13 protein-coding genes and 1 pseudogene are annotated in these 18942 nt (G+C 73.1%); 6 read left to right on the forward strand and 8 right to left on the reverse strand.

Features of this window, described 5'->3' with window-relative positions; genetic code table 11:
• Window positions 1-7: 7 nt before the first annotated feature.
• The 8 genes from ACF08B_RS23095 to ACF08B_RS23130 form a co-directional block, all read right to left on the reverse strand.
• Window positions 8-2494 carry a PQQ-dependent sugar dehydrogenase gene (locus tag ACF08B_RS23095; RefSeq protein ID WP_392319100.1) on the reverse strand — a complete coding sequence of 829 codons (2487 nt, stop codon included), beginning with the start codon at window positions 2492-2494 and terminating at the stop codon, window positions 8-10.
• 92 nt (window positions 2495-2586) lie between these two features.
• Complete coding sequence (locus ACF08B_RS23100; RefSeq protein WP_392319101.1) at window positions 2587-3585, reverse strand: sugar phosphate isomerase/epimerase family protein; 999 nt, start codon at window positions 3583-3585, stop codon at window positions 2587-2589.
• Between the two features lie 13 nt (window positions 3586-3598).
• The gene (locus tag ACF08B_RS23105) at window positions 3599-4837 is read right to left on the reverse strand and encodes a Gfo/Idh/MocA family protein (RefSeq protein ID WP_392319102.1); all 1239 of its coding nucleotides are present in this window, start codon (window positions 4835-4837) and stop codon (window positions 3599-3601) included.
• Between the two features lie 76 nt (window positions 4838-4913).
• Window positions 4914-5954, reverse strand: coding sequence for a substrate-binding domain-containing protein (locus ACF08B_RS23110; RefSeq protein ID WP_392319103.1), 1041 nt, complete (start codon window positions 5952-5954; stop codon window positions 4914-4916).
• Between the two features lie 16 nt (window positions 5955-5970).
• Window positions 5971-6990 carry an ABC transporter permease gene (locus tag ACF08B_RS23115; RefSeq protein WP_392319104.1) on the reverse strand — a complete coding sequence of 340 codons (1020 nt, stop codon included), beginning with the start codon at window positions 6988-6990 and terminating at the stop codon, window positions 5971-5973.
• Window positions 6987-8504 (reverse strand): sugar ABC transporter ATP-binding protein, encoded by a 1518-nt coding sequence (locus ACF08B_RS23120; RefSeq protein WP_392319105.1) that lies wholly within the window; start codon window positions 8502-8504, stop codon window positions 6987-6989. The genes ACF08B_RS23115 and ACF08B_RS23120 overlap by 4 nt, the downstream gene beginning before the upstream one ends.
• A gap of 262 nt (window positions 8505-8766) precedes the next feature.
• A complete protein-coding gene (locus tag ACF08B_RS23125) occupies window positions 8767-9948 on the reverse strand; it encodes an ROK family protein (RefSeq protein ID WP_392319106.1) in 1182 nt (393 codons plus the stop codon).
• Window positions 9949-10149: 201 nt separating this feature from the next.
• Window positions 10150-11688, reverse strand: coding sequence for a hypothetical protein (locus tag ACF08B_RS23130; RefSeq protein WP_392319107.1), 1539 nt, complete (start codon window positions 11686-11688; stop codon window positions 10150-10152).
• 333 nt (window positions 11689-12021) lie between these two features.
• Here ACF08B_RS23130 and ACF08B_RS23135 point away from each other — a divergent pair, with 333 nt between their 5' ends.
• From ACF08B_RS23135 to ACF08B_RS23160, 6 genes and pseudogenes are all read left to right on the forward strand, one after another.
• Window positions 12022-13641: an FUSC family protein gene (locus ACF08B_RS23135; protein WP_392319108.1), complete on the forward strand. Its 1620-nt coding sequence runs from the start codon at window positions 12022-12024 to the stop codon at window positions 13639-13641.
• Window positions 13638-14858: a PP2C family protein-serine/threonine phosphatase gene (locus ACF08B_RS23140; protein ID WP_392319109.1), complete on the forward strand. Its 1221-nt coding sequence runs from the start codon at window positions 13638-13640 to the stop codon at window positions 14856-14858. The genes ACF08B_RS23135 and ACF08B_RS23140 overlap by 4 nt, the downstream gene beginning before the upstream one ends.
• Before the next feature lie 129 nt (window positions 14859-14987).
• A complete protein-coding gene (locus tag ACF08B_RS23145; RefSeq protein ID WP_392319110.1) occupies window positions 14988-15611 on the forward strand; it encodes a hypothetical protein in 624 nt (207 codons plus the stop codon).
• Window positions 15612-15670: 59 nt separating this feature from the next.
• Window positions 15671-16492, forward strand: coding sequence for a class I SAM-dependent methyltransferase (locus ACF08B_RS23150; protein WP_392319111.1), 822 nt, complete (start codon window positions 15671-15673; stop codon window positions 16490-16492).
• A gap of 4 nt (window positions 16493-16496) precedes the next feature.
• Window positions 16497-17155, forward strand: a pseudogene (locus ACF08B_RS23155) (M15 family metallopeptidase).
• A 206-nt stretch (window positions 17156-17361) separates the two neighbouring features.
• Entirely contained in the window at window positions 17362-18903 is a 1542-nt protein-coding gene (locus ACF08B_RS23160; RefSeq protein ID WP_392319112.1) for a hypothetical protein, read from the forward strand.
• Window positions 18904-18942 lie beyond the last annotated feature (39 nt).

The following is an 18942-nucleotide window of genomic DNA, read 5'->3' on the forward strand; positions in this document are numbered from 1 at the left end:
CCTCCTCTCAGCCGGTGGTGAAGGTGAAGTCGTCCAGGTCGAACAGGGCACCGCTGCCGCCCTTGAAGACCAGGTAGAGGGTGGTGGTGCCGCGCGGTGCGCGGGACAGGCCGGCGGTGACGTCCTGGTAGGTGTCCGGGCCGCCGGTCACGGGCACGGTGGCCTTGCCCAGCAGGGTGCCGGTCGCGGATCCGGCGCGTACCTCGAGGGTGCCGCCGGCGCCGCCGGAGGCGATGCGCGCGGTGATCTTCTTGGCGTCGGACAGGACGTACGGGGTGAAGGAGATCCAGTCGCCGTTGTGGATGTCGCCGACCACCTTGGCGCCGTGGGCGCTGCTGCGGGCGGTCACCGTGACGCCGGAGGAGTCGCCGAAGTTCTCGGCCTGGCGGTGGCGGGGCTCGAGGACGCTGCGGGCGTGCGTGGTGAGCGCTTCCTGGCCGCCGCCCCCGCCGTCGGTGTACTGGGCGTCGAGGACACCGAAGATGTTCGCGTCCTCGTCGTGGCCGCCGTCGGCGCTGGTCTGGATGGTGCCGGAGCAGCCCTGGGCGGAGGTCAGCGGGTGGCCGTGGGTGTCGTGGCCGAGGATGAAGTTGACGGTGACCTTGGAGCAGTCGACCGCCCCGCCGTCCTCGGGGTCGGTGACCTTCACCTTGAACGGAACGGCGTCACCGAAGCTGAACAGCTGCCCGTCCTGCGGGAGTTCCAGGGTGACCTTGGGTGCGGTGTTGCCGACGACGACCCGGACGCTCGCGCTGCCGGTCCGGCCGGTCGTGTCCTTGGCGGTCACCGTGGCCGTGTAGGTGCCGTTCTTCCTGTACTTGTGGGTGGGGTCGGCCGCGGTCGAGGTGGCGCCGTCGCCGAAGTCCCAGCTGTAGGTGAGGGCGTCGCCGTCCTGGTCGCTGGTGCCGGCCGAGGAGAAGGCCACCTTCAGCGGCGCCTGTCCGGAGGTGCGGTCCGCGGCGGCCTGGGCCACCGGGGAGTGGCCGTCGGTGGCGTTCTCGATGCGGAACAGGCCCGAGTTGTCGTCGCCGCCGAACCAGGACGTGCCGTAGTCCAGCACGTAGAGGGCGCCGTCGGGGCCGAAGGCCATGTCCATCACCTGGGTGCCGCTCCAGGGGACGTCCTTGATCGACTGGACCTTGCCGTCGGCGTCGCTGCTGATGCGCTTGATCCAGCGGCGGCCGAACTCACCGGCGAAGAAGTCGCCGTCGTAGGTCTCGGGGAACTTCACGGGCGAGTCGAGCGCGGGGTCGTAGTGGTAGACCGGGCCGCCCATCGGGGACTCGGAGCCGTCGCCGAACTCGGGTACGGACGGGCCGTTGTACGGGATCCAGGCGGGCTGGGCCGGGGGCAGGTCGGTGAGGCCGGTGTTGTGCGGCGAGTCGTTCTTCGGCGCGGAGCAGTCGAACGTGGCGCCGGAGGTCTTCGTCGCGAAGTCGTAGTCGACGTAGGGGTCGTTGGCGCCGGTGCAGTACGGCCAGCCGAAGTTGCCGGCCTTGGTCACGCGGGCGAACTCGACCTGGCCGGCCGGGCCGCGGCCGGGGTTGGCAGCGCCGGCATCGGGGCCGTAGTCGCCGACGTAGACGATGCCGGTCTTCTTGTCGACGCTGAACCGGAACGGGTTGCGGAAGCCCATGGCGTAGATCTCGGGCCGCGTCTTGGCGGTGCCGGGCGCGAAGAGGTTGCCGTCCGGGATGGAGTACGAGCCGTCGGCGTCGACCTTGATGCGCAGGATCTTGCCGCGCAGGTCGTTGGTGTTGCCCGCGGTGCGCTGGGCGTCGAACCCGGGGTTGCGGTCGGCGCGCTCGTCCAGCGGGCTGTAGCCGTCGGACTGGAAGGGGTTGGAGTCGTCACCGGTCGACAGGTACAGGTTGCCGTCCGCGTCGAAGTCGATGTCACCGCCGACGTGGCAGCACAGGCCGCGCGTGGTGGACACGTCGAGGATCTTCTTCTCACTGGCCTTGTCGAGGGTGCCGTCGGTGTTCAGCACGAAGCGGGAGAGCCGGTTCACGCCGTCGAAGGGCGCGAAGTCGGCGGCGGTGCCGGTCTCCGGGGCGTCGCCCGCCGGCGTGTTCAGCGGCGGGGCGTAGTAGAGGTAGATGAAGCGGTTCCGGGCGAAGTCCGGGTCGACGCCGACACCTTGCAGGCCCTCCTCGTCGTGCGAGTAGACGTCGAGCTTGCCGGCGACGCGGGTGTTGCCCGCGGCGTCCGTCAGGCGCAGCTCGCCGTCGCGGGAGGTGTGCAGGACCGAGCGGTCGGGGAGGACGGCGAGCGACATCGGCTCGCCGACCTCCGCCTCCCCCTTGGCGAGGGTGACCTGCTGGAAGTCCTCCGTCGCCGCGGCGGCGTCCTGGCCGGTGACGGCTGCGCCGGCCTGGGGGGTGGTCAGGGTGAGGGTGGCGCCCGCGAGCAGGGCACCGCTGAGCAGGGCGAGCGACTTGCGCAGGCGTGTTCTGCGGGTTCCGGTGCGGTTGGTGCGGTCGTTCCCGTGCACGAATGGCCTCCAGAGAGGGGCTGGTTGTACGGGGTGGGTGCGTACGCCGGGATGCGCCGTCATCCCGGAGCCGTGACGAGCCGACGTGTGCGTCAGCTGGAGAAGGCCGCGTCGAACGAGGCCGACGGCGGCTCGAAGTCGTAGGTCCGCAGGCGGGCGAGGGCCTCGGGGGCGCCCTGGAGCCGGTCCATGCCGGCGTCCTCCCACTCCACGGATACGGGTCCGCGGTAGTCGATGGAGCGCAGCATGCGGAAGACGTCCTCCCAGGGCACGTCGCCGTGTCCGGCCGAGACGAAGTCCCAGCCGCGGCGCGGGTCGCCCCAGGGCAGGTGGGAGCCTAGGCGGCCGTTGCGGCCGTCGAGGCGCTTGCGGGCTTCCTTGCAGTCCACGTGGTAGATCCGGTCGCGGAAGTCCCAGAGGAAGCCGACCGGGTCGAGGTCCTGCCACACGAAGTGGGAGGGGTCGAAGTTCAGGCCGAAGGCGGGCCGGTGGTCCACGGCCTCGAGGGCGCGGTGGGTGGTCCAGTAGTCGTAGGCGATCTCGCTCGGGTGGACCTCGTGGGCGAACCGTACCCCCTCGGTGTCGAAGACGTCGAGGATCGGGTTCCAGCGCTCGGCGAAGTCCTCGTAGCCGCGCTCGATCATGGATTCGGGGGCCGGCGGGAACATGGCGACCAGGTGCCAGATCGCGGAGCCGGTGAAGCCGATGACGGTGTCGACGCCGAACGCGGCGGCCGCGCGGGCGGTGTCCTTGATCCGCTCCGCTGCGCGGCGCCGTACGCCCTCGGGCTCGCCGTCGGCCCAGATGTCGGCGGGGAGGATGGCCCGGTGGCGTTCGTCGATGATGGCGTCGCAGACGGCCTGGCCGACGAGGTGGTTGGAGATCGCCCAGCACTTCAGGCCGTACTTGTCGAGGAGCTGGTGGCGGGACGCGAGGTAGCCGGGGTCGGCGAGTGCCCTGTCGACCTCGAAGTGGTCGCCCCAGCAGGCGAGTTCGAGTCCGTCGTAACCGAAGTCACGGGCGAGGCGGCACACCTCCTCCAGGGGCAGGTCGGCCCACTGACCGGTGAACAGGGTGAACGGGCGGGGCATGTGACGGGCCTCCTCAGTCCGCGACGGACGTGTAGACGGAGTTCTTCTCGGCGCTCTCCTCCACCGCCGCGAGGACACGCTGGACGTGGAGTCCGTCGGCGAAGGAGGGGTCGGGGCGGCGGCCCTCGTCGATGGCGTGCACGAGGTCGCGGGCCTGGTGGACGAAGGTGTGCTCGTAGCCGAGGCCGTGGCCCGGCGGCCACCAGGCGGCCATGTAGGGGTGGTCGGGTTCGGTGACGAGGATGCGGCGGAAGCCGGCCTCCGCCCCCGGCTCCGTGGCGTCGTGGAACCACAGCTCGTTCAGCCGCTCCAGGTCGAAGGAGAGCGAGCCGCGTTCCCCGTTGAGTTCGATGCGCAGGGCGTTCTTGCGGCCGGTGGCGTACCGGGTGGCCTCGAAGGAGGCCAGGGCGCCGGAGGCGAACCGGCCGGTGAACAGGGCGGCGTCGTCCACGGTGACCGTGCCCGTGCCCGCCGCCGGCATCGCCGTCAGCCCGCTGCCCGCGCCGCCCGGCAGCGGCCGCTCCCGGACGAAGGTCTCCGTCAGCGCAGACACCCCGGCCAGCCGCTCCCCCGCGAGGTACTGGGCGAGGTCGACGATGTGGGCGCCCAGGTCGCCGAGCGATCCGGAGCCCGCGTGTTCCTTGCGCAGCCGCCAGGTCAGCGGGAAGGCGGGGTCGACCAGCCAGTCCTGGAGGTATGTCACCCGGACGTGCCGCAGGGTGCCGAGCCGGCCGTCGGCGACCATCCGGCGGGCGAGCGCGGTGGCCGGCACCCGCCGGTAGTTGAAGCCGACCATGGCCAGCTGCCCCCGACCGTACGCCTCCTCGGCCGCCCGTGTCATCGTCTCGGCCTCGGCGGCCGAGTTCGCGAGCGGCTTCTCGCACAGGACGTGCTTGCCGGCGGCCAGCGCGGCGAGCGCGATCTCCGCGTGGCTGTCCCCGGGCGTGCAGATGTCCACGAGGTCGACGTCTTCCCGGGCGATCAGCGCACGCCAGTCGGTCTCGACGGCCGCCCAGCCGTGCCGGTCGGCCGCCGTCCGCGCCGCCACGCCGTCCCGGCCGCACAGCACCGCCAGAACGGGCTGCCGGGGCAGGTCGAAGACGCGTCCCGCGGTACGCCACCCCTGCGAGTGGGCGGCGCCCATGAAGGCGTATCCGACCATGCCGACACGCAACGGGGGCTTCCCGGCGCTCGGTTCCGTCTTCGGTTCCGTCTTCGGTTCCGCCGACGGCTGCGGCTGCGGCTGTTCCATGCGCTCGTCCTCCTGTTGGTCGTGGCGCGGTAGGGGGCTTACGTCCTCGCGCGGTGGGGGGTGCGGGCGGGACCGGTCACCGGAAGCCGGTGGACATGTACTGGTCGACGTTGGTCTTGTCGACGACGGCCGAGTAGAGCGTGATCGACGCCGGGATCTCGAACTCGGCGAGGCCGCCGACACCCTTGCCCTGGCCGAGGGCGCGGGCGAGGTCGATCGCGGAGGCGGCCATCGTGGGCGGGTACAGGACGGTCGCCTTCAGTACGCCGCTGTCCTGCTTGATCGCCTGGAAGGCGGACAGCGCGCCGGCTCCGCCGACCATCAGGAAGTCGTCCCGGCCGGCCTGCTGGATGGCCCGGAGCGCGCCCACGCCCTGGTCGTCGTCATGGTTCCACAGGGCGTCGAACGTGGACTGGGCCTGGAGCAGTTGCGCCATCTTGGCCTGGCCGGACTCGACCGTGAACTCGGCGGCCTGGCGGGCCACCTTCTTGATGTTGGGGTAGTTCTTCAGGGCGTCGTCGAAGCCCTGGGTGCGCTGCTTGGTCAGCTCCAGGTTGTCCAGTCCGGCGAGTTCGACGACCCGGGCGTTGGGCTTGTCCTTGAGCTTCTCGCCGATGTACCGGCCGGCGTTCAGGCCCATGCCGTAGTTGTCGCCGCCGATCCAGCAGCGGTAGGCCTGCGCGGAGTTGAAGATGCGGTCGAGGTTGACGACCGGGATGCCGGCGCGCATCGCCTTGAGGCCGACCTGGGTGAGCGCCTTGCCGTCGGCGGGCAGCACGACCAGGACGTCGACCTTCTTGTTGATGAGGGTCTCGATCTGGCCGATCTGCTGGGCGGTGTCGTTGGAGCCCTCGGTGATCTCCAGGGAGACGTCCGAGTACTTCTTGGCCCGGCTCTTGGCGTTGTCGTTGATGGCGTTCAGCCAGCCGTGGTCGGCCTGGGGGCCGGCGAAGCCGATGGTGACGTGCTTGCCGGGCTTGTCGTCGGCGGCCGGCTGCTCGTTCGCGGCGGCCTTGCCGTCGTCGGTGTCGTTGCTGGTGCAAGCCGTGAGCAGGGCTCCCGCGGAGACCGCCGCGGTCCCGAAGAGCAGTCCTCTGCGACTGGTGATGTGCGACATGGCGGTGAACCCTTTCTCAGGTCGTGCTCGCGGTACGGCGCTGGACCAGGACGGCGGCGACGATGATCGCGCCCTTGGCGATCTGCTGCACGTCGCTCTGGAGGTTGTTCAGGGCGAAGATGTTGGTGATCGTGGTGAAGATCAGGACGCCGAGCACGGAGCCGGTGATCGTGCCGCGACCCCCGCTGAGCAGGGTGCCGCCGATGATCGCGGCCGCGATGGCGTCGAGTTCGTAGAGGTTGCCGTTGGTGTTCTGGCCGGAGCCGGAGAGCACGATCAGCAGGAAGGCGGCGATGCCGCAGCACAGTCCGGAGAGCAGGTAGAGGTAGAGCCGCTGGCGGCGGACGTCGATGCCGGCGAGCCGGGCGGCCTCGGAGTTGCCGCCGACGGCGACGGTGCGCCGGCCGAAGGTGGTGCGGTTGAGCAGGAGCCAGCCGACGATCGTCACGATCGCGAACACCAGGACCAGCGGCGGGACACCGAGCACGTAGGAGTCGCGCTCGCCGAGCCCGAGGATGGCGTCGATGCTGACGATCTGTGTCTTGCCGTCCGTGATCTGGAGGGCGAGACCGCGCGCCGAGGCCAGCATGGCGAGGGTGGCGATGAAGGGGACCATCCCGCCGTAGGCGATGAGCAGGCCGTTGACCAGTCCGCAGCCGAGGCCGACGAGCATCGCGGTGAACAGGATGCCCGCGAAGCCGTACTCCTGGGTGGCGACGGTGGTCGCCCAGACGGAGGCGAGGGCCACGATGGCGCCGACCGAGAGGTCGATGCCGCCGGAGGTGATGACGAAGGTCATGCCGACGGTGACCACGCCGATCACCGACGCCTGGGTGAGGACGAGTTGCAGGTTCCGGGTGTCGAGGAACTCGTCGGGCTTGGTGACGCCCCCGATGACGACGAGCGCGGCGAGCACGCCGAGCAACGACAGGGTGCGGACGTCGGCGCGGGCCAGCAGGCCGCGCCAGGCGGGAAGCCCGCCGGTCGGCACTGTCCTGCCGGTGGTGTCCCGGGGCGGGGAGACGGGCTGCGTCATGACGCCGGGCTTCCTTCCATGACGAGATCGAGGACACGGTGTTCATCCAGCTCCCGGGCCGGGGCCGTGTGCACGACCCGGCCCTCCCGGAGCACGAGCACGCGGTCGGCGAGGCCGAGCACCTCGGGCACCTCGCTGGAGACGAGGAGCACGGCGAGGCCCTGATCCGCGAGGCGGCGGACCACCGCGTACAGTTCCGCGCGGGCGCCGACGTCGACGCCGCGGGTGGGTTCGTCCAGCAGCAGCACCCGGCAGCCGCGCAGCAGCCAGCGGGCGAGCACGGCCTTCTGCTGGTTGCCGCCGGACAGGGTGCGTACGGGCACCTCCGGGTTGTCGGGCCGCAGCGACAGTTCACGGACCGCGGCCCGTGCCGCGCCCCGTTCGGCCCGCCGGTCGACCCAGCCGGCCCGTGCGAAACGGGCGAGGGAGGACACCGAGACGTTGCGGGTGACGGACTCCAGCATCAGCAGTGCCTGCGCCTTGCGCTCCTCGGGCGCGAGCCCGAGTCCGGCACGGACGGCCGAGCGGACACTTCCGGGGCGCAACGTCCGCCCTTCCACGGTGACTTGGCCCGCCGTGGGCCTGCGCGCGCCGTAGATGGTCTCCAGGATCTCCGAGCGCCCGGAGCCGACCAGTCCGGCGAGCCCGACGATCTCCCCCGGTCGCAGGTCGAGGTCGAGCGGCGCGAACTCGCCCTCGCGGGCCAGGCCCCGGACCTCGAGCACCGGCGGGGCGTCGGGGGTGTGCGCGGGACGCCCGGGGAAGACGTACTCGACGTTGCGGCCGGTCATCAGGGCGACGACGGCCCGGGTCGGGGTGGTCTTGGCGGGCAGTCCCCCCGCGACCGCCCGCCCGTCCTTGAGCACGGTCACCCGGTCGCCGATGCGCCGGATCTCCTCCAGCCGGTGCGAGATGTAGACGACGGCGACCCCGTCGGCGGTGAGGTCCCCCACGATCCGGAAGAGGTTGTCCACCTCGTCGGGGTCGAGCGCGGCGGACGGCTCGTCCATGACGATGAGCCGTACGTCGTGCGACAGGGCGCGTGCCATCGACACGATCTGCTGCTGGGCGGCCGACAACTCCCCGACCAGCCGGGCCGGATCGATCTCCGGGTGGCCGAGCCGCTTGAGGAGGGCACCCGTCGACGTCCGCGCGGTCTTCGCCCGTACGACGAAGCCGGCGGCCGTCGGCTCGTGGCCGAGGTGGACGTTCTCCGCCACCGACAGGTGCTCCACCAGGTCGAGTTCCTGGTAGATGGTGGCGATGCCGAGCCGCATGGCGGCGATGGGCGAGCGCAGGGTGACCGGCTCGCCGCGCCAGTGGATGGTGCCGCCGTCGGGCTGGTGGGCACCGGCCAGCACCTTGATCAGGGTGGACTTTCCGGCGCCGTTCTGGCCGAGCAGGCAGTGCACTTCACCGGCCTGGACGTCGAGGTCGACGCCGTCCAGGGCGCGGACGCCGGGGAACGACTTGGTGATCCCGGACATGCTGAGCAGGGGTGGTTCTGGTGCCATGTGGTTCCCCTCGGCGGGCGTGCGGGCCGGTTGCAGGGCGTGCTGCGCCCGCGGGCCGGCGGGCGTTCACCGGCTCGGAAGGCAGCGCGGAGCTGGGCGGAGCAGGGCAGGGCGGAGCGGGGCTTGTGCGGGCAGGGCGGAGCCGGGCGTCGTGCGGGGGCGCGGGCAGCGGTGTTACACGAGTCAGTGGGCGTGCTGAACGGGCGTGGCGTGCGCTGACGAGGACGTGTTCGGTTGGCGGCCGCTCGGGCCGGCTTGTGGGCTACGCGGGTGAGAACAGGTGGTCGCTGATCAGCCGGGCCGCACCGGTCACACCGGCGCTGGGGCCCAACTCCCCCAGAACGATGGGCAGATTGCCGGTCGCCAGCGGCAGGGACTGGCGGTAGACCTGGGACCGGATCGCGGCGAGCAGAGTGTGGCCGAGGCCGGTCACCCCGCCGCCGATCACCACCAGGCCGGGGTTGAAGAAGGACACGAGTCCGGCGATGACCTGGCCGACGTGGGTGCCTCCCTCGCGGATCAGGTCGAGCGCGGTGGCGTCGCCCGCCGCCGCGGCCGCGGCGACGTCCACGGCGGACAGGGTGCCGTTCGCCTCCAGACGTGCCGCCAGCTCGGCGGACAGCCCCTGCCCGGCCGCCTGCACCGCGTCTCTCGCGAGCGCGGCACCGCTGAAGTGGGCCTCCAGACACCCCCGGTTGCCGCAGGCGCAGGGCCTGCCGTCGGGTACGGCCTGGATGTGGCCGATGTCCCCGGCGCTGCCGGTGGTGCCGCGGTGGACCCGGCCACCGACCACGATGCCGCAGCCGATACCGGTGCCGATCTTGACGCAGAGGAAGTCCGCCGTGGTCCGGGCGACTCCGGCGTGCTGCTCCCCCATCGCCATGAGGTTCACGTCGTTGTCGACCATGACCGGGCAGCCGAGCTCCTGGCTGAGCGCCTCCCGCACGGGGAAGCCGTCCCAGCCGGGCATGATCGGCGGGGCGACCGGCACACCTTCGGGGAAGCGGACCGGGCCGGGGACGCCGATGCCGGCGCCGTCGAATCCCTCGGCGAGCCCGGTGGCCTTCAACTTACCGGCCATGTCCAGGACTTGCTCGAAGACCGCGACCGGCCCCTCCCGGACGTCCATCGGCTGGTTGAGATGGCCGAGGATCTCCAGTTCGGCGTTGGTGACGGCGACGTCGACCGAGGTCGCGCCGATGTCGACACCGAGGAACCGCAGCTCCGGGTTGAGCCTGACGTTGTGGGAGCGGCGGCCGCCGCGGGAGGCGGCGAGGCCGTCGGCCACCACCAGACCCGTCTCCAGCAGCCGGTCCACCTCCACGGCCAGCTTGGACCTGGAGAGGTCGATCCGATCACCCAGTTGGGCCCGGGAGTTGGGCCCCCCGTCACGCAGCAGCTTCAACAGCCGGGCCTGGTGCGTGTTCGCCGGTCGTGCCGTCATGCGTCTCACGTGCCCCTCCCCGCCAGTTTTCGGCCACCAGTGTCGGGCTTTCGTAGGGAACGTAGCAGTGACCGCCGAACCTGGGAAGAAGTCGCGCATGGATTCCCGCAGACTTTTTCCTCTCCCGGGACAAAGTAACTGTGCGCGGAACGGCGGGAGTCGGGCACACCGCCGCCGCTCAGGCTCTCGGTGTGCCCCGACTCAGTAGCCGGAGCCCAGACCCCGGGTCGTGTAGGCGCACTCCGTGTAGATGTAGCCGGACCGGATCTTGGCCGTGTCCGAGGCCGGCGTCGCGGTGCTCGTGCCGTGCGGCTTGTGCACGAAGTACGTGGTGCCGACGGGGAGGTCGATGGTGCGCTGCGGGTAGTGCCTGCCGCTGTCGCTGCACGGCTTGAAGCCGACGATCAGCGTGCTCGAGAGCGAGTACGCCTTGCAGCCGCCGCAGCCCTTGAGGGTGAAGCTGCCGGTGACCGGACCGGTGTAGAGGACGGTGATGTCGTCCGGGCTGTCGTTCTTGACCGTGACGGAGATGCTGCCGCCGGAGGCCGCGGTGGGGAGCTTCTTGCCGGCCGCCGGGAGCGTCTGGGCCACCTCGGCCGCTATGGCGATCTTCTTGGCCCGGTCCCGCTTCCCGCCGTGCGCGTTGTCGGAGACGTACTGCTCCATGGTCTTCTGCGCCGCGTCGAAGTCACCGTCCTGGTACTGGTCCACCCCGCACGCGTACGCCCCCGCGGCGCCGCTCTTCTCCGCGCGCCCGGCGGACTTCCCCAGGCCGCCGTCCGCGTCCTGCGCGGCCTTGGACAGGTCGCCGATCCGGGTGCTCAGGTCGTGCAGCCGCGCGACGGCCGAGCAGGGTTCGTCCCCGCCCACGTCCTTCTGCGCCTTCGCCACGGCCGAGTCGACGGCGGGGGCGACCTTGGCCGCGGGCCCGGAGCGCGGGAAGGTGTCCAGGAGATCGCCGAAGCGCGTCACCCAGTCCGCCTCCCCGGCGTCCAGGCGCTGCGACCCGCACTCGTACAGCGATGTCGCGAGCCGCTCGTCCGGCCACCGGGCGAGCGATCCGAGGCGTTCCTCCGGCATGGTGCGGGGCACCGTGCGCAGGTACTGGAGGGGCTCCACGGCGTCGCAGTAGTCCTGGTGGCCGTAGGCCGCGCCCACCGTCGTGTAGTAGGTCCGCAGACTGCCGGGGACCCGGTGGGCCGCGCGGGATCCGGGGTGGCCGACGGCGAGGTCGCGGTAGACCTCCAGGGCCGACCGGTAGTCCGGCACGGCGGTGCTGAACGGGTGCCGTCCGGCGGCCGCCACCCGGTCGTCGGCGCGGTCCAGCCGGTCCAGGAGCGCCTGTTCCACGGCTTCGTCGTGGGCGTCCTCGTACCAGAGCGCACCACCCGCCGGTACGGCCAGCAGCACGACGCCCAGGAGGAGCGCGAGCGGGGCGCGGCCCGGCCGGGACAGCGCGGTCCGCAGTCCGACGAACCCGCCGTGGACGGCCGCCAGCAGCAGGAAGGCGGCGTAGGCGACGAGCGCGGCCCCCGGGGCGCCGTCGGCGTCGGCGGGCAGCACGGCGAGCAGCAGGGCGGCGGTCGCCACCCAGCAGGCGGCCATCGGCAGCCGGCGCCGTACCAGCGCGTAGCCCAGACCGAGACCGCTCAGGTTGAGCAGCGCGACCGCGACGGCCCGCAGGGCGTCCGGCGGCGCGGGCGGCGGGGCCGACGGCATGGGCGGTGGGCTAGGCGGCATGGGCGGCACCGGTGGCCCGGAGTAACCCGGGCCGGGACCGTACGGATTTTCGGACATGATGGCTCCCCCCCACCGACCGCGCCCCCCATGACCGCGGACGAGCAGTGTACGGGCGTCGGCGCGCACCCGACAGAGACCCGAACAGCGGCTCGGTCATTGATGTTTGAACAGGTGGCGCACCCGAGGCGAGGGTCGCCGCCAGTCGCCGGCCTTACACATTTCTTATTTGCCACTTGCCCCATTTGTCCGATTATCCTGGGCGGCTTGCCGGGCCTTCCGGGGCCCGCGACCGCGAAGACGGACCGCACGGCGACGGAAGGAGGCGGACGAGGCATGCAGGGCGTACGGGTGTCCGCGATCACGGCCCGGATCGCACGGGTCGGCTGCGCCGAAGCCGGACGGGCGACGGTGGCGGCGGGCCTGACCTGGCAGACGTGTGCGGCCCTCCTGCACACTCCCGATCCGTACGCGGGCGCCGTCGCGGCGCTGCTCATCGTGGAGACGACGGTGGTCCGCACCGTCGGCGCGGCCCTGCGCTACGCCGCAGGCTGCCTGCTCGGGGTGCTCGTCGCCGTCCCCGGCGCGCTGTACGTGGAGCCCGCCATGCTGGGACTGGGCTTCGTCGTGTTCGCCTCGGTGCTGTTGGCCCGGCAGGGGTTCCTCGGGCACTACGGGCTGCATGTGCCCACGACCGCCCTGATCACCTACGCCCTCGTCCGCGGCCGGCACTCCGGCGAGCTGACCTCCCACCTCGCGGAGATCGTCGTGGGCATCGCGTTCGGTCTGGCGTGCAGCGCGCTGCTGTGCCCCACCGTGCGCGTCCGGTCCGCCGAGCGGGCCCTGGAGGATCTGCGCGTGCTGATCGCCCGGCACCTCGACGGCCTCGCCGACGCGGCCGTACGGCGGGAGCGGCCCCGGAAGGTTCTCGGCACGACCTGGGAGGACGACCTGGACACGGCACTCACGCGCGCCCGCGCCGCCGTCGACGAGGCGCACGAGAGCATGCGGTGGAACGTCCGGCCCACGGCCAGGCGCCGCCGCTGGCACCTGGACCGCAGGGTCCTGGAGACGCTGACGGACGTGGCCGGGCGGGTGGCGGCGACGGGCCGGCTCCTGGACACCCACCCGTCCGCGGCGGGCGTCCCGCGCCCGGCGTCCGCCGCATCGGGCGCGGACGCCGGCTTCAGCCCCGCGCACGGGGGCGTCACCGGCCGCACCTCCGACAGCCCCGACCGGGTACGGGCGGCCGCGCCCGAGCGCGGCACGGGAAGCCCCGGCCACCCCGGCCACCCGGGCCCCGGGAACACCGGAGCGACCGAGAAGCGGGGCACCGGGCGCGTTCCGACGAGCACCGTCCCAGGCGTGCGGCACATCCCAGCAAGCACCGGCCCAGGCGAGGGGCACGACCCGGCGAGCACCGGCCCAGACGAGGCGCACGTCCCAGCGAGCACCGGCCCAAGCCAGCCGGCCGCTCCCGGGCGCGCCCCGGGCAGCCCCGGTCCGGCACACACCGGCGCCCCCGTCCACGGGGACCCCGCGTCAGCCGTGTGCCCGGGGCGCGCGGGCCCCGGAACAACCGCGACCCGCGGCCCCCACACGCACCCCGCAGCGCTGGACCGCTTCAGTCCCGGCCACCCGGCCGTCGCCGGCGGTCACGGCACCGCCGCCGTCCTGGCGGGGCCGTACGCGCGGCTGCTGCGAACGACCGCGCTGTGCGTCTACTCCTGCCGGGGCGGGCGGCCGCACCCCGCGCTGCCCGCCGCGCGGCGGGCCGTCGCCCGGCTCGGCGCTCCCGCCGCCGAGCCGACGGGCGCCGACGCCGAGGACCGGCGTCTGCTCCGCCATCTGGACCAGGCCCTGACCCGCCTCTCCGCACCGGCGCCCGCGCCACCCGCCCGGCCCGCCCGGCCCCGCCGGACGTCCACCCCGCTACGGACCTCACTGCGACGATGACCTCACACACCCGGATCCCCGGTCCCTCCCACCCCGAGACCACCGAGGCCCAACACCCCGCCGGGCCGCCCGCGCACGCCCGCCGGCCCGGCGCACGCCCCCGTGCCCACCGCCCCGTCGCCGCACGCGCTCTGCCGGCCGCGGCGCCCGTGCTGCTCATGGTGGTCGTCGCCCTCACCGATCTGCTCACACCGGACTGGCTGCACGTCTCGCCGGTCATGGCGGCCGTTCCGGTCCTGGCGGCCGTACTGCTGCCGTGGCGGGCGACGGCGGTGCTGGCCGGCGCCGCCGTCGGGGTGACCGCCCTGCTCCAGTGGGACGCCGGGCAGTGCGGCCGTCCGGACTCGGACGTCGTCCTCGGCACCCTGCTGGTGGTCGGGCTCACCTCGCTCGCCGCCTGCTCCCTGCGGCAGCGCCGGGAACGCCAGCTCCATCAGGTCCGCTCCGTCGCGGAGACCGCGCAGCGCGCGCTGATGCACCCGCTGCCCCGCCGCCTCGGCACGCTGGCCCTGCGCGGCGTGTACCTGCCGGCCGAGTCGGAGGCGCGGATCGGCGGCGACTTCTACGAGGCACTGCACACGCCGTTCGGACCGCGCGTCCTGATGGGCGACGTCCGCGGCAAGGGGCTGCCGGCCGTCGGCGCGTCGGCGGCCCTGCTCGGCGCTTTCCGTGAACTGGCCCACCGCGAGCCCTCGTTGACCACGGTGGCGGAGGAACTGGACGAGCGGGCCCGGCGCCAGATAGCCGCGGTGGACGGAACCTCGGACGATCGCAAGGGGGACGGGACGGGCGCCCTGTTCACGGAGCGGTTCGCGACCGCGCTGCTGGTGGAGTTCCCGCCCGGTGAGGACCTGGCCCGGATCGTGCACTGCGGGCACCCCGAGCCGTACGTCGTGCACGCGGGCGAGGTGCGGCCCTTCGAGCCCGCACAGCCGGGCGCGCCGCTCGGCCTCGGTGACCTGCTGGGCGCGCGGCCCGTCGCCGAGACCGTGCCGTTCGTGCCGGGCGACCGCCTGGTGCTGTACACCGACGGGTTCATCGAGGCCCGCGACCGCCGTGGCCGCTTCTACGACCTGGCCGCGCACCTGCGCGCGCACGCCACCCGCCCGCTGGACGCCATGGTGGCCGGGCTGCGCCGCGGTCTCCTGCACCATGTCCACGGCGACCTCGACGACGACGCGGCCCTGGTGACGGTGGAGCGCCTGGCCGAGCCCTAGGGACACCGGGGCGGGGCCCTGGTCCGCGGACCACCCGATCCGGTGACAGCGCCCTAGGACGCCCTCCGCCCGGCACGGGACCGTCGTACGCTCACCCCGCTTCGCCACCTGAACGACCCTGGGGGAACCATGAGCCGCCGAACGCTCGCCTGCGCCGTCGCCGTCGTCGCCGTCCTCGCGACGGCCACCGCGTGCAAGTCGGCCGACACGACCGGAAGCAGCGGCAGCACCTCCGCCGCGACGTCCACCGGTGACAGCAAGGCCGGCGGCGACAGCAGGACCGTGCCCGATTTCGTCGGTATGGGTTTGCAGTCCGCCCAGGACGCGGCCCAGGCCGCCGGTTTCCACCGCCTCACGTCCCACGACTCCCTCGGCCGGGCACGCATGCAGATCCTGGACCGCGACTGGAAGGTGTGCGCGCAGAACGTCGCAGCGGGCACCGTCCGGGCCACGGACACCGAACTGGACTTCGGCGCCGTCAAGCTCGACGAGACGTGCCCCGCGCACGACCAGGCCGCTTCCCCGGCCGCCGGCGGGACCATGCCCGACTTCCGCGGCAAGAGCGTGAAGGCCGCCCGCCAGGCACTCGACAGCGGCACCTCGATCACCGTGGACGACGCCACGGGCGCGAGCCGTTTCGTGCTCATCGAGTCGAACTGGCAGGTCTGCACGCAGAAACCGGCCGCGGGGACGAAGCTGACCGGGCAGCCGGTCGCCTTCGACGCGGTCAAGTACGGGGAATCCTGCCCGTAGACGCGGACGAGCACCGGGTCCCGTTCCCCGTCGTGCGGCCCGCGCCGTAGGTTGGGCGGATGACGACCACCGCAGCGCAAGAAGCCTTTCTGCAGGCCTTCCACGCCGAGCGGCCGGCGGTGACCGCGGAGGCGTTCGGCGGCGGCCGCACCCCGGACGGCAGATCCAGCTATCAACTCCTGTGCGACCGGGTGGCCGGACGCGGGCGGGTGCTGGACCTGGGCTGCGGTGACGGCCTGCTGCTCGAGTTGCTGGCCCGCGAGAACGGACGACAGCTCGCGGGGCTCGACCTGTCTGCGCAGTCTCTGGCGCTGGCACGGCGTCGACCGGCGCTGTCCGGGGCCGCATTGGCGGAGGGAAGGGCGCAGACGCTCCCCTTCGCCGACGGCAGCTTCGACGCCTGCGTCTCCCACCTGGCGCTGATGCTGATGGGAGAGATCGAGCAGGTCGTGGCGGAGGTCGCCCGGGTCCTGTCACCCGGAGGAGTTCTGGCGTGCGTCCTCGGAGGCGGCGCCGTCGGCGGGGAGGCGTACGAGCGGTTCCTCGGGCTGTTGCGTCGCACGATCGAGGAGGCGCCCGCCTCGCAGCGCATCCCTGCGCTGGGTGACCGAAGGACGCGGAGCCGCGAGGGACTCGACGAGGTGCTCGCGCCGGCGGGCTTCGCCGCGGTCGACTGGGAGACCGTTCCCATCGACTTGGGCGGTCCGGTGGCACAGGTGTGGGCCGCCGTCTCCGGCTTCTACGACCTCGGCCCGCTCGACAGGGCGGCCGTGGAGCGCCTGCGGACCGCCTTCCTCGCCGAGGTCCGCGCCATCACGGCGCCCGACGGGACCGTCCCCTGCGCCTTCCGGATCCACGTCGCCACGGCACGGATGCGGTGAACCCATGACCGCGGACGGCATCGTGCTCATGTCCGATCCGAGGATCGCGGCCGTTCCGGTCGTCGACTGCGGCGAACCGCTCGTCGACGTCCGCCGCGACGGCTCCCTCGCCGTCGATCCCCGACGCGCGGAGGAATCAGGGGCGTTCGCGCGTCTGCGGGAAGGAGTCCTCACCCGGCTGCTCGCCGCGCAGTCGCTGTCGCCGGACGGCCTGCGGCTGCTGTTCGTCGAGGGGTACCGGCCGCCCGCGCTGCAACGCGCCTACTTCGAGCGGTACGCCGGCCGGCTGCGCGCCGAGCATCCGGACCGGCCCGCCACGCGGGTGCGCGACGCCGCGAGCCGGTACGTGTCACCGCCGGAGATCGCCCCGCACAGCGCGGGCGCGGCGGTGGACCTCACCCTCGTCTCCGCCGACGGACACGAACTCGACATGGGCAGCGAGCTAACGCCGGTCCGGAGGACAGCGGCGGCGCCTGCTGCACGGACGCCCCCGGTATCGGTGCCGGGGCCCGCGCCGGCCGACGGCTGCTCGCCACGGCGCTGACCTCCGCCGGCCTGGTGAACTATCCCCCCGAGTGGTGGCACTGGTCCTACGGCGACCGCTACTGGGCCCTCGCCACCGGCACCGGCCACGCCCGGTACGGACCGCGCCCGCTCGGCTGACACCGTGCACCCCCGGCACCCGTCCCTCACGGGCTCCGCCGCCGGAGGCTTCCGCACCGCACCCCGCCGACGGGTGCGTTCCCCCAGGTCCCGCCGTCCCGTTTCCCCTGACCGGCCCAATGTCGGTGCGCCGGAGGGGCGAGGCTCCGTGACGGGTGTGACCGTGGTGGAAGGGATGCGCGGTGCATCGGTGACGAGGAGGCGGCATGGCGGACCACGTCGGCATGGGGGGCACGGCGAGCGCGGTGGTGGACGACGCCGACGCGTCGTACGGCCCCTCGGGCGTTCGCGTCGATCAGCTGAGCGCCGTCGCCGACGCCGTGCTGTACGAGGGCTACCTGCTCTACCCGTACCGCCGGTCCTCGCCGAAGAACCGGGTCCGCTGGCAGTTCGGGGTACTGCTGCCCCGGGACTGGGTGGAGCGGGACGGGCCGGTGACGCCCGGGCTCTCCGGGTCGGCGGACTCGTGGTACCAGGAGACGCAGGTCCTGCTGCGGGTCCGGCGCGAGGACGCGGTCGTACGGGTGCGCGTGCGGTACCTCCAGATGCAGGACAAGCAGGTGGAGGCGGCCGACGGGAGCGGCGGGCACCGCCCGGTCGAGTCCCTGCGCACGGACGACGGCGTCACCCATCTGTCGTTCGAGGAAGCGGTGCCGCGCGAGACCGAACTGGTCCTGCCCTTGGCGGAGTTGCTGCGCCGCGGCGGTTCCGTCGCCGTCGGCGCACCCGCCGGTACGGAGTACGCGCCCCTTCCCGCCGGGGCGGGGCGGACGGTACGCCGCCGCCGGGAGCTGCGCGCCGTCACGACGGCCGTGGCCGAGCCCGTCGCGCCGGACCTCTACCGGCTGCGGGTGCGCACCGAGAACACCGGGGAGGTCCCGGACCCCCGGGCGCTGCGCGGTGAGGCCCTGCGGAACGCGCTGATCGCCACGCACACCCTGCTGGGCGGGGACGGCGCGGAGTTCGTGTCCCTCGTCGATCCGCCCGCGGACCTCGCCGTGCACGCCCGCGGCTGCCGCAACGCGTTCACGTTCCCCGTACTCGGCGGTGCGTCGCGGGACGGCGGGACGAGCACGGTGCTGCTGTCCGCCCCGATCATCCTGCCCGACTTTCCGCAGGTCGCTCCGGAGAGCCCGGGCGATCTGCACGACGCGGCGGAGATCGACGAGATCCTGACGCTGCGCACGATGCTGCTGACCGACGAGGAGAAGGCCGAGGCGCGGGCCACCGATCCGCGGGCCGCGGACATCCTCGACCGCGTGGACACCATGCCGCCCGAGGTGTTCGCCCGGCTGCACGGCACCATCCGCTCGATGGCGGCCGTGCGTCCGGCGGCCGCCCAGCGGCCCGCCTGGTGGCAGGAGGGCGGTGACGAGGGGCTCTCCCCGGCGACCGACACGGTGGACGTCGACGGGGTGCCGGTCGGCGGCGGCAGCCGGGTGCGGCTGCGTCCGCGCACGCGGGGCGCCGACGCCCAGGACATGTTCCTGGACGGGCGGACCGCACAGGTCGCCGCGGTCTTCCACGACGTGGACGGCAGCGTGCGCCTGGCCGTCACCGTGGACGACGATCCGGCCGCCGAACTGCACGACTGGTACGGCCGCTACCACTACTTCCGGCCCGACGAGGTCGAACCGATCGACCGCGCCGGCACGTCCGGTCCGGTGCAGCCGCCCCGGCCGCACGCCCCGCGGCCCGCGCGTCCGGCCGACCGGCCGGTCAGGGGGCGGCCCGATGGACGCCTCTGAGGGGCCGCCCGGCCGGCGCGCGCCGGGCCCACCGGGCCG

This window comes from Streptomyces sp. NPDC015139, assembly GCF_043079785.1.
GTDB lineage: Bacteria > Actinomycetota > Actinomycetes > Streptomycetales > Streptomycetaceae > Streptomyces > Streptomyces albidocamelliae.

What these genes read in the sequence shown, in the direction of transcription:
- ACF08B_RS23120 (WP_392319105.1), bottom strand. Translation starts at nt 8,504, where the DNA reads ATGGCACCAGAACCACCCCTGCTCAGCATGTCCGGGATCACCAAGTCG.
- ACF08B_RS23160 (WP_392319112.1), top strand. Translation starts at nt 17,362, where the DNA reads ATGGCGGACCACGTCGGCATGGGGGGCACGGCGAGCGCGGTGGTGGAC.
- ACF08B_RS23105 (WP_392319102.1), bottom strand. Translation starts at nt 4,837, where the DNA reads ATGGAACAGCCGCAGCCGCAGCCGTCGGCGGAACCGAAGACGGAACCG.
- ACF08B_RS23130 (WP_392319107.1), bottom strand. Translation starts at nt 11,688, where the DNA reads ATGCCGCCTAGCCCACCGCCCATGCCGTCGGCCCCGCCGCCCGCGCCG.
- ACF08B_RS23100 (WP_392319101.1), bottom strand. Translation starts at nt 3,585, where the DNA reads ATGCCCCGCCCGTTCACCCTGTTCACCGGTCAGTGGGCCGACCTGCCC.
- ACF08B_RS23140 (WP_392319109.1), top strand. Translation starts at nt 13,638, where the DNA reads ATGACCTCACACACCCGGATCCCCGGTCCCTCCCACCCCGAGACCACC.
- ACF08B_RS23145 (WP_392319110.1), top strand. Translation starts at nt 14,988, where the DNA reads ATGAGCCGCCGAACGCTCGCCTGCGCCGTCGCCGTCGTCGCCGTCCTC.
- ACF08B_RS23115 (WP_392319104.1), bottom strand. Translation starts at nt 6,990, where the DNA reads ATGACGCAGCCCGTCTCCCCGCCCCGGGACACCACCGGCAGGACAGTG.
- ACF08B_RS23110 (WP_392319103.1), bottom strand. Translation starts at nt 5,954, where the DNA reads ATGTCGCACATCACCAGTCGCAGAGGACTGCTCTTCGGGACCGCGGCG.
- ACF08B_RS23150 (WP_392319111.1), top strand. Translation starts at nt 15,671, where the DNA reads ATGACGACCACCGCAGCGCAAGAAGCCTTTCTGCAGGCCTTCCACGCC.
- ACF08B_RS23125 (WP_392319106.1), bottom strand. Translation starts at nt 9,948, where the DNA reads ATGACGGCACGACCGGCGAACACGCACCAGGCCCGGCTGTTGAAGCTG.
- ACF08B_RS23135 (WP_392319108.1), top strand. Translation starts at nt 12,022, where the DNA reads ATGCAGGGCGTACGGGTGTCCGCGATCACGGCCCGGATCGCACGGGTC.